The organism is Pseudomonas sp. DE0157, assembly GCF_007678615.1.
Lineage (GTDB): Bacteria > Pseudomonadota > Gammaproteobacteria > Pseudomonadales > Pseudomonadaceae > Aquipseudomonas > Aquipseudomonas parafulva_B.
In genome coordinates, this window is record NZ_VEJN01000002.1 from 495,701 (window position 1) to 508,656 (window position 12,956).

Annotated in this window: 13 protein-coding genes; 5 read left to right on the forward strand and 8 right to left on the reverse strand. The window is 62.8% G+C overall.

The window, feature by feature from the left end; genetic code table 11:
• Position 1: 1 nt before the first annotated feature.
• Positions 2–2,056 carry a glycine--tRNA ligase subunit beta gene (glyS, locus tag FS777_RS05025; protein WP_058602700.1) on the reverse strand — a complete coding sequence of 685 codons (2,055 nt, stop codon included), beginning with the start codon at positions 2,054–2,056 and terminating at the stop codon, positions 2–4.
• Entirely contained in the window at positions 2,053–3,000 is a 948-nt protein-coding gene (gene glyQ / locus FS777_RS05030) for a glycine--tRNA ligase subunit alpha (RefSeq protein WP_023532379.1), read from the reverse strand. The genes glyS and glyQ overlap by 4 nt, the downstream gene beginning before the upstream one ends.
• Positions 3,001–3,083: 83 nt before the next feature.
• Between glyQ and FS777_RS05035 the strand changes: the two genes are divergently transcribed.
• Positions 3,084–3,635, forward strand: a complete 552-nt coding sequence (locus FS777_RS05035) for a DNA-3-methyladenine glycosylase I (RefSeq protein ID WP_145254144.1) — start codon at positions 3,084–3,086, stop codon at positions 3,633–3,635.
• Between the two features lie 41 nt (positions 3,636–3,676).
• Positions 3,677–4,564, forward strand: a complete 888-nt coding sequence (locus tag FS777_RS05040; RefSeq protein WP_058638761.1) for a lysophospholipid acyltransferase — start codon at positions 3,677–3,679, stop codon at positions 4,562–4,564.
• Between the two features lie 55 nt (positions 4,565–4,619).
• Here FS777_RS05040 and FS777_RS05045 read toward each other — a convergent pair whose 3' ends face one another.
• The 5 genes from FS777_RS05045 to def are packed head-to-tail and all read right to left on the reverse strand — an operon-like array spanning position 4,620 to position 9,137.
• Positions 4,620–4,928, reverse strand: coding sequence for a tetratricopeptide repeat protein (locus FS777_RS05045; protein ID WP_078477758.1), 309 nt, complete (start codon positions 4,926–4,928; stop codon positions 4,620–4,622).
• Between the two features lie 10 nt (positions 4,929–4,938).
• Positions 4,939–6,312, reverse strand: coding sequence for a Trk system potassium transporter TrkA (trkA, locus tag FS777_RS05050; RefSeq protein ID WP_145254148.1), 1,374 nt, complete (start codon positions 6,310–6,312; stop codon positions 4,939–4,941).
• Positions 6,313–6,331: 19 nt separating this feature from the next.
• Positions 6,332–7,642, reverse strand: coding sequence for a 16S rRNA (cytosine(967)-C(5))-methyltransferase RsmB (gene rsmB / locus FS777_RS05055; RefSeq protein ID WP_145254151.1), 1,311 nt, complete (start codon positions 7,640–7,642; stop codon positions 6,332–6,334).
• Complete coding sequence (gene fmt, locus FS777_RS05060) at positions 7,639–8,571, reverse strand: methionyl-tRNA formyltransferase (RefSeq protein WP_058638758.1); 933 nt, start codon at positions 8,569–8,571, stop codon at positions 7,639–7,641. Before fmt ends, rsmB begins: the two co-directional genes overlap by 4 nt.
• Positions 8,572–8,630: 59 nt before the next feature.
• Positions 8,631–9,137 carry a peptide deformylase gene (gene def / locus FS777_RS05065; protein ID WP_023532616.1) on the reverse strand — a complete coding sequence of 169 codons (507 nt, stop codon included), beginning with the start codon at positions 9,135–9,137 and terminating at the stop codon, positions 8,631–8,633.
• A 207-nt stretch (positions 9,138–9,344) separates the two neighbouring features.
• On the opposite strand from def, the gene dprA reads away from it, so the two are divergent.
• The 3 genes from dprA to FS777_RS05080 all read left to right on the forward strand — a co-directional run bounded on the left by dprA (position 9,345) and on the right by FS777_RS05080 (position 11,722).
• Complete coding sequence (gene dprA, locus FS777_RS05070) at positions 9,345–10,442, forward strand: DNA-processing protein DprA (RefSeq protein ID WP_145254154.1); 1,098 nt, start codon at positions 9,345–9,347, stop codon at positions 10,440–10,442.
• Between the two features lie 41 nt (positions 10,443–10,483).
• The gene (locus FS777_RS05075; protein ID WP_145254157.1) at positions 10,484–11,041 is read left to right on the forward strand and encodes an L-threonylcarbamoyladenylate synthase; all 558 of its coding nucleotides are present in this window, start codon (positions 10,484–10,486) and stop codon (positions 11,039–11,041) included.
• 375 nt (positions 11,042–11,416) lie between these two features.
• A complete protein-coding gene (locus tag FS777_RS05080) occupies positions 11,417–11,722 on the forward strand; it encodes a hypothetical protein (RefSeq protein WP_145254160.1) in 306 nt (101 codons plus the stop codon).
• 131 nt (positions 11,723–11,853) lie between these two features.
• Here FS777_RS05080 and FS777_RS05085 read toward each other — a convergent pair whose 3' ends face one another.
• Positions 11,854–12,831, reverse strand: a complete 978-nt coding sequence (locus tag FS777_RS05085) for an NADPH:quinone reductase (RefSeq protein WP_145254163.1) — start codon at positions 12,829–12,831, stop codon at positions 11,854–11,856.
• Positions 12,832–12,956 lie beyond the last annotated feature (125 nt).

The window sequence follows — 12,956 nt, forward strand, 5'->3', positions numbered from 1 at the left end:
CTTACCCCAGCAGCGAAATGTCGGCCACGCCAAGGAACAGCCCACGCAGACGGCTGAGCAGGGCATATCGGTTGGCACGTACCTTGGCGTCCTCGGCATTGACCATCACGGCCTCGAAGAAGGCATCGACCGGATCACGCAGTGCGGCAAGGCGCGCCAGCGACTCGCTGTACTGGCGTGCAGCAGCCATCGGTTGCACAGCCTGATCGGCTTGCTGGATGGCCGAGTACAGCGAGAACTCGTTGGCGTTGTCGAAGTACTTGGGCTCGACCTGTTCGGCGATGGCGCCTTCTGCCTTGCTCAACAGGTTCGACACGCGCTTGTTGACGGCGGCCAGTGCCTCGGCTTCGGGCAGCTTGCGGAAGGCCTGGACAGCCTGAACGCGCTGATCGAAGTCCAGTGCAGAACCCGGCTGAAGCGCGCGAACCGAAAGGTAGGTGGCGACGTCGATGCCTTCGTCTTCGTATCGAGCACGCAGCCTGTCGAAGATGAACTCCAGCACCTGGTCAGCCAGCCCGGCAGCCTTGACCTTGGCCCCGTATTGCTTGACCGCGAACTGCACGGCACCGGTCAGGTCCAGGTCCAGCTGCTTCTCGATCAGGATACGCAGCACGCCCAGTGCGGCGCGGCGCAGGGCGTACGGGTCCTTGCTGCCGGTTGGCAGCATGCCGATGCCGAAGATACCCACCAGGGTATCGAGCTTGTCGGCGATGGCGACGGCAGCACCGGTCAAGGTCTGAGGCAGTTCTGCACCAGCACCGCGTGGCATGTACTGCTCGTTCAGCGCCAGCGCCACATCCTGCGGTTCATCGTCGTTGAGCGCGTAGTAGTAGCCGGCTACGCCCTGCATCTCTGGGAACTCACCGACCATTTCCGTGGCCAGGTCGCACTTGGACAGCAAGCCGGCACGCGCGGCCCGTTGAGCATCGCCGCCAATCAAGGGCGCAATGAACGCTGCCAGTTTCGATACTCGCTCGGCCTTGTCATAGACCGTACCCAGCTGGGCCTGGAATACCACATTCTTCAAGCGCTCGTTGAAGGTTTCCAGCGGTTGCTTCTTGTCCTGCTTGAAGAAGAACTCGGCGTCGGTCAGGCGCGGACGCACGACCTTTTCATTACCCTGCACGATCTGCTTGGGGTCGCGGCTCTCGACGTTGGCCACGGTGATGAAGCGCGGCAGCAGCTTGCCTTCGCTGTCGAGCAGGCAGAAGTACTTCTGGTTGTCCTGCATGGTGGTGATCAAGGCTTCTTGCGGCACCTCCAGGAAACGCTCTTCGAACGAGCACACCAGCGGTACCGGCCACTCGACCAGCGCGGTCACCTCGTCCAGCAACGCGGGCGGCACGATAGCGGTGCCTTCCTGCTGCATGGCCAGCTCGGCGGTGCGTTTGGCGATCAGGTCGCGACGCTCACTGAAATCGGCCAGCACGTAGGCCTTGCGCATGTCTTCGACATAGTTGGCCGGGGCGCTGATGGTGACGTTTTCCGGATGGTGGAAGCGGTGCCCGCGCGATTGGCGGCCGGCTTTCTGGGACAACAGGGTGCAGTCGACCACCTGATCGCCCAGCAGCATCACCAGCCATTGGGTCGGACGCACGAACTCTTCACGGCTTGCCGCCCAGCGCATGCGCTTGGGAATAGGCAGGTCGTTAAGCGAGTCTTCGACGATAGTCGGCAGCAGGCCTGCGGTCGCCTTGCCGGGGATGTGCTGGGAGAAGCGCAGCTTGGGGCCGCTACGGTCGATGTCGGCCAGCTCCACACCGCACTTCTTGGCAAAGCCCAGTGCAGCCTGGGTCGGCTCGCCTTCTGCGTTGAAGGCCGCTTGCAGGGGCGGGCCATCGATGTTGATGCTGCGGTCAGGCTGCTGCACATCGAGTTGACGGATCAGCACCGCCAGGCGACGCGGCGCGGCGTAGACCGATTTGCCGGTGTAGTTCAGGCCAGCAGCTTGCAGGCCTTTTTCGATACCGGCCAAAAACGCGTCGCCCAGGGTCGCAAGGGCCTTGGGTGGCAGCTCTTCGGTGCCCAGTTCTACCAGGAAATCTTGAGCACTCATTGTGCAGCCTCCAGCTTAGCCAACACTTCGTCACGCAGTTCGGGGGTCGCCATCGGGAAGCCCATGCGCGCACGGGCCTGCAGGTAGCTTTGCGCCACGTCGCGGGCCAGGGTTCGCACCCGCAGGATGTAACGCTGGCGCTCGGTCACCGAGATGGCGCGACGGGCATCGAGCAGGTTGAACGTATGGGATGCCTTGAGGACCATTTCATAGGTCGGCAACGGCAGCTCCAGCTTGATCAGGCGGTTGGCTTCGCTTTCGTAGAAGTCGAACAGCTCGAACAATTTCTCGACGTTGGCGTGCTCGAAGTTGTAGGTCGACTGCTCCACTTCGTTCTGGTGGAACACGTCGCCGTAGCTGACCTTGCCGAACGGACCATCGGCCCATACCAGGTCGTAGACCGAGTCCACGCCCTGGATATACATGGCCAGGCGCTCCAGGCCATAGGTGATTTCACCGGTCACCGGGTAGCATTCGATACCACCGACCTGCTGGAAGTAGGTGAACTGGGTCACCTCCATGCCATTGAGCCAGATTTCCCAGCCCAGGCCCCAAGCGCCGAGGGTTGGCGATTCCCAGTTGTCTTCGACGAAGCGAATGTCGTGCACCAACGGGTCCAGACCGATGGCCTTCAGCGAGCCGAGGTACAGCTCCTGGAAGTTGGCCGGGTTGGGCTTGAGCACCACCTGGAATTGATAGTAATGCTGCAGGCGGTTGGGGTTTTCGCCATACCGCCCGTCGGCAGGGCGACGGCTTGGCTGCACGTAGGCGGCGTTCCAGGTTTCTGGACCCACTGCGCGCAGGAAGGTAGCGGTGTGGAAAGTGCCGGCGCCTACTTCCATATCGTAGGGCTGAAGCACCACACAACCTTGCTCGGCCCAGTAGTTCTGCAGGGCGAGGATCAGGTCTTGGAAGGTACGCACGGCTGGCGTAGGCTGGCTCACGAAATTCACCTGTATCTGGGGATGCGGATGTAAAGAGCGGGAGTATAACCTGATTCGCCTCGCCCTCTACTCATTGGAGCCTTATGCCACGCTGCTTTTGGTGTACCGACGATCCGTTGTACCAGGCCTACCATGACCAGGAATGGGGAACGCCCCAGCGTGACCCGGCGTTGCTGTTCGAGATGCTTTTGCTCGAAGGGTTCCAGGCAGGGCTTTCCTGGATCACCGTGCTGCGCAAGCGCGAGCGCTACCGTGAAGTGCTGGAGGGCTTCGATCCTGCGAAACTCGCGGTGATGAGCGACGAGCGCATCGAGGCGTTGATGCAGGATGCCGGCATTATCCGCAATCGGCTCAAGCTCAAGGCTGCCAGGCGCAATGCCCAGGCCTGGCTGGCTGTGGATAACCCCGCCGAGTGGCTATGGTCGTTCGTCGGCGGCGCCCCGAAGATCAATCATTTCAACACGCGCAGCGAAGTCCCGGCCGTGACCGAAGAAGCCCAAGCCATGAGCAAGGCGTTGCGCAAGGCCGGCTTCACCTTCGTCGGCCCGACCATCTGCTATGCCTTCATGCAGGCAACCGGCATGGTCATGGACCACACCACCGACTGTGATCGCTACGCCGCCTTGTCCCACTGAAGGGTTACAATGCCCGTCTTGCTGAAATAAGGAACTCGCCTGTGGAAAAGTTCAAGGGCGCCCTGATGGTCGGGGTGCTGCGACTGTTCGCCAAGTTGCCTTGGGGTGCGGTGCAACGCGTCGGGGCCGGCATCGGCTGGCTGATGTGGAAAATACCCAATGGCTCGCGCAACGTGGTGCGCATCAACCTGGCCAAATGCTTCCCCGAGATGGACCCGGTTGCCCGCGAGCAGCTGGTCGGCCAGGCACTGCGGGATATTGGCAAATCCTTCGTCGAAAGCGCCTGCGCCTGGATCTGGCCCCCACACCGTTCGCTGGAACTGGTCAAGGAGGTGCATGGGCTGGAGGTGCTGGAGCAGGCCCTGGCGTCAGGAAAGGGGGTTGTGGGTATCACCAGTCATTTGGGCAACTGGGAAGTGCTGAACCACTTCTATTGCAACCAATGCAAGCCGATCATTTTCTACCGCCCACCCAAGCTCAAGGCGGTGGACGACCTGCTGCGCGAGCAGCGTGTGCAGATGGGCAACCGCGTGGCACCTTCGACCAAGGAAGGCATCCTCAGTGTGATCAAGGAAGTTCGGCGCGGTGGCCAGGTCGGCATCCCGGCCGACCCCGAGCCGGCCGAATCGGCGGGTGTATTCGTTCCCTTCCTGGGCACTGAGGCGCTGACCAGCAAGTTCGTGCCGAACATGCTGGCTGGCGGCAAGGCAGTCGGGGTTTTCCTGCATGCCCTGCGTCTGCCTGATGGCTCAGGCTTCAAGGTGTTTCTGGAAGCCGCGCCGGAGGCGATGTACAGCACCGACGTGCACGAGTCGGCGGCCGCGATGAGCAAGGTGGTCGAGCGGTATGTGCGCGAGTATCCCAGCCAGTACATGTGGAGCATGAAGCGCTTCAAGAAGCGTCCGGCAGGTGAGGCGCGCTGGTATTGAGGCGCGCATCGCCAGCAGCGGCTGTCTGGCAGCCGATGCGTCGGCGCTAGCGAGCTCAGCGTTTGTCGAGTTTCTTGAGAAACACCGTCATCTCTTTCTCGGCCTGCTTGTCACCATGGGCCTGCGCCGACGCGATGCCGTCTTCCCAGGCCTTGCGCGCCGCTGGCAGGTCCGCCAGCAACTGGTAGGCCTTGCCTAACAACTTCCAGGCTGCCGAGTACTTGGGGTCCTGCTCGACACAGCGAGCCAGGTGCACTGCAGCCTGCGCGCCATTGCCTTCGTCGAGCCAAGCCTTGCCCAAGCCAAAGCGCAGCAATGGGTTATCCACACCCTTGGCCAGCATGTTTTCCAACGATTGGCGCATGTCCCGCCTCCTAGAAGAAACTCAAGCCGACGTGGAACAGCTTTTCCACATCCCGAATGTGTTTCTTGTCCACAACGAATAGGATCACGTGGTCACCTGATTCGATGACTGTCGTGTCGTGCGCGATGAGCACAATGTCGTGGCGAATGATGGCACCGATGGTCGTGCCTGGGGGCAGGGTTATGTCCTCGATTGCCTTGCCCACCACCTTGCTCGACTTCGCATCACCGTGGGCCACCGCCTCGATGGCTTCGGCTGCACCACGACGCAGCGAATGCACGCTCACGATATCGCCACGGCGTACATGCGCCAGCAAAGTGCCGATGGTGGCCAATTGCGGGCTGATGGCAATGTCGATTTCACCCCCCTGCACCAGGTCTACATAGGCCGGGTTGTTGATGATCGTCATGACCTTGCGTGCACCCAGGCGCTTGGCCAGCAGGGACGACATGATGTTGGCTTCGTCATCGTTGGTCAGAGCCAGGAAGATATCGGTGTCGGCGATGTTTTCTTCCAGCATCAGGTCCTTGTCCGATGCGCTGCCCTGCAGCACCACGGTACTGTCCAACGTATCGGACAGGTAGCGGCAGCGTGCCGGGTTCATCTCGATGATTTTTACCTGGTAGCGGCTTTCGATGGCTTCGGCCAGGCGCTCGCCTATCTGCCCGCCGCCAGCGATGACGACACGCTTGTTGGTTTCATCGATGCGGCGCAGCTCACCCATGACCGCCCGGATATCCTTTTTGGCGGCGATGAAGAACACCTCGTCATCGGCCTCGATCACCGTGTCACCGCGCGGTGTGATCGAGCGGTCACGGCGGAAGATCGCCGCCACCCGGGTTTCCACATGGGGCATGTGCGCGCGTATCTGGCGCAGCTGCTGGCCGACCAGCGGGCCGCCGTAGTACGCCTTCACGGCCACCAACTGCGCCTTGCCCTGGGCGAAGTCGATAACCTGCAACGAACCGGGCTGTTCGATCAGGCGCTTGATGTAGTGGGTGACGACCTGTTCTGGGCTGATCAGCACATCGACCGGGATGTGATCGTTGTCGAACAGTTCTTCGCGGGTCAGGTAGGCCGACTCGCGCACCCGGGCGATTTTTGTCGGTGTGTGGAACAGCGAGTAGGCCACCTGGCACGCGACCATGTTGGTCTCGTCGCTGTTGGTCACGGCAACCAGCATGTCGGCGTCCTCGGCGCCTGCCTGTCGCAACACCGTAGGCAGCGACCCACGCCCCTGCACAGTGCGGATATCCAGGCGATCACCCAGGTCGCGCAGGCGGTCGCCATCGGTGTCGACCACGGTGATGTCGTTGGCCTCGCTGGCCAGGTGCTCTGCAAGCGTTCCGCCCACCTGGCCGGCGCCCAGGATGATGATCTTCATCCGCTACTCCCCAGTTTGCTCAACCGCGCGAGGCGGCAATCTTGATCAGCTTGGCATAGTAGAAACCGTCGTGGCCGCCTTCCTGGGCCAACAACTGGCGCCCATGCGTCTGGCGCAGGCCCGCTTCGGTGGCCAGGTCCAGCTCGCGTGCGCCTGGCGTACGCGCCAGGAAGGCGCCGATCACCTCGGTATTTTCGGTCGGTAGGCTGGAGCAGGTGGCGTACAGCAGCATGCCGCCCACCTCCAGTGTTGGCCACAGGGCATCGAGCAACTCGCCCTGTAAGGCCGCCAGCGGCGCGATGTCTTCGGCCTGGCGAGTGAGCTTGATGTCTGGATGACGACGGATGACGCCAGTGGCCGAGCAAGGAGCGTCCAGCAGGATGCGCTGGAACGGTTTGCCATCCCACCAACTGGCCGTGTCGCGGGCATCGCAGGCGATCAGTTCGGCGTCGAGCCTCAGGCGGTCGAGGTTTTCGCGCACGCGCACCAGGCGCTTGGCTTCAAGGTCGATGGCCACCACGTGAGAGAGCCCGGCTTCGGCCTCCAGCACATGGCAGGTCTTGCCTCCCGGGGCGCAGCATGCGTCGAGCACGCGTTGACCGGGCGCCAGCTCTAGCAGGTCGGCGGCCAGTTGCGCGGCTTCGTCCTGGACGCTGATCCAGCCCTCGGCAAAGCCTGGCAGGCCGCGAACATCCCGCGGCTCGGCCAGCACGATACCGTCACGGCTATACGCGCAGGCCTGGGCCTGGACGCCTGCATCGGCGAGCAGCTTCAGGTAGCCGTCGCGGCTGTGATGGCGGCGGTTGACGCGCAGGATCATCGGCGGGTGCGCATTGTTGGCGGCGCAGATGGCTTCCCACTGGTCCGGCCAGAAGGCCTTGAGCGCCTTTTGCAGCCAGCGTGGATGGGCGGTGCGCACTACCGGGTCGCGCTCCATGTCGGCCAGCATGGCTTCGCCGTCGCGCTGTGCACGGCGCAGCACCGCGTTCAGCAGCCCCTTGGCCCAGGGTTTTTTCAGCTTGTCGGCGCAACCCACGGTTTCACCAATGGCGGCATGAGCCGGGATGCGGGTATAGAACAACTGGTACAAGCCAATCAGCAACAACGCCTGCACATCGGCATCGGCGGCCTTGAAGGGCTTTTGCAACAGCTGCGCTGCCAGCAGGCCCAGGCGCGGCTGCCAACGGGCGGTACCAAAGGCCAGGTCTTGGGTCAGCCCGCGGTCACGGTCCTCGACCTTGTCCAGTTGCGCGGTCAGGGAGCTGTTGAGGGAGGCCTTGCCGCTGAGCACAGCGGCAAGGGCACGGGCGGCAGCCAGGCGTGGGTTCATTGGCCGAGCACCTTGCCTGGCGTGAATTTCTCTTTGCGGCTGTTGAACAGGTCAGCGAAGGCTAGCGCTTTGCCACCCGGCAATTGCAGGCGGGTCAGGCTGAGCGCCTGCTCGCCGCAGGCAACCACCAGGCCGTCTTTGCTTGCCGCCAGGATTTCACCGGGTGCGCCCTGCCCTGTGGCCAAGCACGCACCCAGCACCTTCACGGTTTCCCCGTCGAGCGTGCTGTGGCAAATCGGCCAAGGGTTGAATGCCCGAATCAGGCGCTCCAGCTGTTCAGCTGGCAGGGACCAGTCCAGACGCGCTTCGTCCTTGTTCAGCTTGTGCGCATAGGTAGCCAGGGCGTCGTCCTGCGTCTCGCCGTGCAAGGTGCCATCGGCCAGCCCGGCGATGGCCTGGATGACGGCCGCCGGCCCCATTTGCGCCAGGCGATCGTGCAGGCTGCCGCCGGTATCAGTGGCGTTGATCGGGGTGACGACCTTGAGCAGCATGGGGCCGGTGTCCAGGCCCGCTTCCATGCGCATGACGGTCACGCCGCTTTCGGCATCGCCCGCCTGCACTGCCCGCTGAATCGGGGCCGCCCCGCGCCAGCGTGGCAGCAGGGACGCGTGGCTGTTGATGCAGCCAAGGCGCGGGATGTCCAGTACCGCCTGAGGCAGGATCAAGCCGTAGGCAACCACGACCATCAGGTCGGGTGCCAAGGCTGCCAATTGTGCCTGGGCCTCGGCATTGCGCAGGCTTGGTGGTTGCATCACCGGGATGTCATGGGCCACGGCCAGCGCCTTGACGGCGCTGGGCATCAGCTTCTGACCGCGGCCTGCCGGGCGATCGGGCTGGGTGTAGACGGCCACGACTTCGTACGGGCTGTCGAGCAAAGCCTTGAGATGTTCGGCGGCAAACTCGGGAGTGCCTGCAAAGACGATGCGCATGGTGTTCTCGCTGCAAAAAGAAAAAGGCTTGCCGGAGCAAGCCTTCTGGAAGGTGGGAATCAGGCTTGCTGGCGGTGCTGTTTTTCCAGCTTCTTCTTGATTCGATCCCGCTTGAGCTGTGACAGGTAGTCGACGAACAGCTTGCCATTGAGGTGATCGAACTCGTGCTGCACGCACACCGCCAGCAGGCCTTCGCATTCCAGCTCGAACGGTGTGCCGTCACGATCCTGGGCCTTGACCCTCACGCGCAGGGGCCGATCGACGTTCTCGTAGAAGCCCGGCACTGACAGGCAACCTTCCTGGTACTGGCCCATGTCATCGGTCAGTTCCTCGACCGACGGGTTGATGAAGACGCGAGGTTCGCTGCGGTCTTCGCTGAGGTCCATCACCACGACTTGCTGGTGCACGTTGACCTGGGTCGCAGCCAGGCCGATGCCAGGGGCTTCGTACATGGTTTCAAACATGTCGTCGATCAGCTGGCGCAGGGCGTCGTCGAACGCCGTCACCGGTTTGGCGATGGTGCGCAGGCGCGGGTCCGGGAATTCGAGAATGTTCAAAATGGCCATAAGGTCAGGCAGTCACTGTGCGTTTGGTTGAAAACTGAACACACATAATAAAGGGAAACGCGGACTTCGGCACCAGGCAACCTCGTCTAGGGTGACTATTGGCGTGATAGCCCCCAGCCAATGGACAGCTTTTCAAAGTGTTACTCACAGAGTTATCCACAGGTTGCGCAGCCTGAATCAACCGTTTCGCATCAAGGATGATTGCCGATGTCTGATTGCTCTTTATCTACTTGCCCGCCTGCAGAACTGGAGGCGCGGTTGCGCCTGCATTGCCTTCCTGAGACCGGCTTGCGCCGCTTTTCTACCCTGATCGAGGCCTTCGGAAGTGCCTCATCGGCGCTCAGTGCCCCCGGTGCTGCCTGGCGCGCACTGGGCATCCCCCATGCCAGCATCGATGCAAGGCGCAGCCCTCAAGTGCGGGATGCGGCCAGTGCTGCAATGCGCTGGCTAGAGCGTCCGGGCCAGCAATTGCTGATGTGGGACAGCCCAGACTACCCCGCACTGCTCGCCGAAATCGACGATGCCCCGCCGCTGCTGTTCGTGGCGGGGAACGCTTCACTGCTCAGCCGCCCACAACTGGCGATCGTGGGCAGCCGCCGCGCGACGCCGCCGGCGGTGGACACGGCTGGCGCATTTGCCAGGTACCTTGCCCAGGCGGGCTTCGTCGTCACCAGTGGCCTGGCGGTAGGCATCGATGGTGCCGCTCACCGTGCTGCGCTGCAGGCTGGCGGGGCCACGATAGGCGTACTGGGCACAGGGCTTGAAAAACTTTATCCACAGCGGCACAAGCCGTTGGCCCAGGCGATGATCGACAACGGCAGTGCACTGGTGTCGGAGTACCCGCTCGACGCCGGGCCGCTGCCCGGTAATTTTCCCCGGCGCAACCGCATCATCAGCGGTCTTTCGTTGGGTGTGCTGGTGGTCGAGGCCAGCCTGGCAAGTGGCTCGTTGATCACGGCCCGGCTCGCCGCCGAGCAGGGCCGTGAGGTCTATGCCATTCCCGGCTCCATTCATCACCCCGGCGCCAAGGGCTGTCACCAGCTGATCCGCGACGGCGCCCTGCTTGTCGAAAGCGTCGAGCAGATACTCGAAACCCTGCAAGGCTGGCAGAACCTGCCTCCGGCAGCTGCAGACACCTTCGATCACCCGCTGCTGGCGCTGCTGCATGCGGCACCGCAGAGCACCGAAAGCCTGGCCCATTGCAGTGAGCAGCCGCTGGCAGAGGTACTGGCGCAGCTCACCGAACTGGAGCTCGCTGGCCGGGTCAGCAATCAAGCGGGACGTTGGTTTGCCCGCTCGGGCTGAGTAAACTGCGCCCAGGCAACATTCCCAGTGGAGAAACATCAATGGTGAGCAGTTTTCGTGTGCAACAAGCCGCACGTGAAATCCGGGCTGGCGCAGTAATCGCCTACCCGACGGAGGCGGTCTGGGGCCTGGGCTGCGACCCGTGGAACGAGGACGCGGTCTATCGGCTGCTGGCACTGAAGTCGCGACCTGTGGATAAGGGGTTGATCCTGGTCGCTGACAACTTCCGCCAGTTCGACTTCCTGTTCGAAGACTTCCCCGAAGACTGGATCGACCGGATGGCCAGCACCTGGCCTGGTCCCAACACCTGGCTGGTGCCGCATCAGGATCTGTTACCTGAATGGGTGACCGGGCAGCACGACACCGTAGCGCTTCGCGTCAGCGACCACCCCGTGGTGCGCGAGCTGTGCGCGTTGGTCGGGCCGCTGATCTCCACGTCGTGCAACCCTGGCGGGCGCCCTGCGGCAAAGACCCGGCTGCGGGTGGAGCAGTACTTCCACGGACAACTGGATCTGGTGCTGGGTGGGGCGTTGGGCGGGCGGAAGAACCCGAGTTTGATTCGCAATCTGGCTACCGGTGAAGTGGTGCGGCCGGGTTGATGCACCTGCGGGCCATGCTGTTGGCCAGGCTTGGACCGAGCGCCTGAGCCATCCCCCTCATGACGACTTGGTTTTTTCTGATTTTTGCCAAGGCGGTTGTTTGATATTCGGTTTGGGAAATATCCTACGAGCCGCGTCCCCTTCCATCACCTTTTCAGTAGGAACCTCTCCCCATAGGCTTCAGCTGTCGCCAAATACCTTGGCGATCGGGTGTGGTAACCCGGATGTACCTGGGGCGTCACAGCTATGGCAGCTGTGCGCGGGAGGCGTCATGCCTGCCGGGAGCGCTCCAGCCCGGTTTACCACCTCGCGTACAGCTGCCGCCTTAACCGTGTGGTAACGGCTTGGCGCCAGCTTCATCATCTGGAGCAAGCCATGAAAAAAATCGTACCTGATCCACCCCTTTCTTCTACTTCCGCTCACCCATTCGGCCGCTGCGACGCGGGTCACGAGCCGCTGTTTGCAGTCAACCCGAACATTTCCGCCGAGGACGCTCTGGTCCACGTAGCCCTGTACCTGCGTAGCGCCTACGAAACCGGCTACAAAGCCCTGGATTACCTGCGAGAAGAAGGCCGTGGCATGTTCTGGTCGAACCTGCATGCGATTGAAATGGCAGAAGGCGTAGTCGAGGCCATCCTGGATGGCATCGAGTCGACTCCGCCGTCGCAGAAGAAGGTGTGAGGGCTGACAGGTGTTCGCCTTTAGGTTTATCGCGCCTGTGAGATCGAGCGCCGCCCGCGTGGCGCTCGATCTGCGCAACACTACAAAAACCAAGGCAAGCACCTGGTCGCCATAACGCGACCTTCTGCCAATCAAGGCAACAAAACAGTGGACCCCACAGTCCGCCGCGCCGACAGCTCGCTCTGGGCCTTGGCCGCTTCGCTGAGCGGGTAGCGTTGCTGGATATCCACCGTCAGTTGGCCGCTGGCAATCATGGCGAAGAGGTCATCAGCCATGGCCTGGGTGTTCTCGGCGTTGTTGGCATAGGTCGCCAGGGTCGGCCGTGTGACGTACAGCGAGCCCTTCTGCGCCAGAATGCCCAGGTTCACACCGCTCACCGCACCCGAGGCATTGCCGAAGCTCACCATCAACCCCCGCGCTTGCAGGCAATCGAGCGACGTCAGCCAGGTGTCGGCGCCCACGCCGTCATACACGACTGGGCATTTCTTGCCGTCGGTCAGCTCCAGCACCCGTTTGGCGACATCCTCCTGGCTGTAGTCGATGGTGGCCCAGGCGCCCAAGGCCTTGGCCCGCTCGGCTTTTTCGGCAGAGCTCACGGTACCGATGAGCTTGGCACCCAGCGCCTTTGCCCACTGGCACGCCAGCGAACCCACACCGCCTGCGGCCGCATGGAACAGAATTACATCGCCAGGCTGCACAGCGTAGGTCTGCTTGAGCAGGTACTGCACGGTCAGGCCCTTGAGCATGACGGCGGCAGCCTGCTCGAAGCTGATGGCCTCTGGCAGCTTGACCAGGTTGGCCTCAGGCAGCGTGTGCACCTCGCCGTAGGCGCCCAATGGGCCCCCGCCATACGCCACGCGGTCGCCGACCTTCAATCGGGACACGCCAGGGCCCACGGCCTCGACCACCCCTGCCCCTTCGGTACCCAGGCCCGAAGGCAGGGACGGCGGCGCGTACAAACCGCTGCGGAAATAGGTATCGATGAAGTTCAGGCCCACAGCGTGGTTGCGCACGCGCACTTGCTGAGGCCCAGGGTCAGCGGGCTCGAAGTCAACCCACTGCAGCACTTCGGGGCCGCCGTGCTGGCTGAACTGGATACGCTTGGCCATCTCGTACTCCTGGATTCGGGATCGGGAAAGGGGCCTCTATCGGACGCCTTTGCTTGACTGCCGTCAACTGCGGGGCGCTGGCAGGCGGTGTTATGCTACGCGCCACTTGTTTCCTGCCCGCTCCT

Excerpts from the sequence above, each read along its gene's own strand:
- glyS (WP_058602700.1), bottom strand. The coding sequence starts at position 2,056 with ATGAGTGCTCAAGATTTCCTGGTAGAACTGGGCACCGAAGAGCTGCCA.
- FS777_RS05035 (WP_145254144.1), top strand. The coding sequence starts at position 3,084 with ATGCCACGCTGCTTTTGGTGTACCGACGATCCGTTGTACCAGGCCTAC.
- FS777_RS05045 (WP_078477758.1), bottom strand. The coding sequence starts at position 4,928 with ATGCGCCAATCGTTGGAAAACATGCTGGCCAAGGGTGTGGATAACCCA.
- trkA (WP_145254148.1), bottom strand. The coding sequence starts at position 6,312 with ATGAAGATCATCATCCTGGGCGCCGGCCAGGTGGGCGGAACGCTTGCA.
- rsmB (WP_145254151.1), bottom strand. The coding sequence starts at position 7,642 with ATGAACCCACGCCTGGCTGCCGCCCGTGCCCTTGCCGCTGTGCTCAGC.
- fmt (WP_058638758.1), bottom strand. The coding sequence starts at position 8,571 with ATGCGCATCGTCTTTGCAGGCACTCCCGAGTTTGCCGCCGAACATCTC.
- def (WP_023532616.1), bottom strand. The coding sequence starts at position 9,137 with ATGGCCATTTTGAACATTCTCGAATTCCCGGACCCGCGCCTGCGCACC.
- dprA (WP_145254154.1), top strand. The coding sequence starts at position 9,345 with ATGTCTGATTGCTCTTTATCTACTTGCCCGCCTGCAGAACTGGAGGCG.
- FS777_RS05075 (WP_145254157.1), top strand. The coding sequence starts at position 10,484 with ATGGTGAGCAGTTTTCGTGTGCAACAAGCCGCACGTGAAATCCGGGCT.
- FS777_RS05080 (WP_145254160.1), top strand. The coding sequence starts at position 11,417 with ATGAAAAAAATCGTACCTGATCCACCCCTTTCTTCTACTTCCGCTCAC.
- FS777_RS05085 (WP_145254163.1), bottom strand. The coding sequence starts at position 12,831 with ATGGCCAAGCGTATCCAGTTCAGCCAGCACGGCGGCCCCGAAGTGCTG.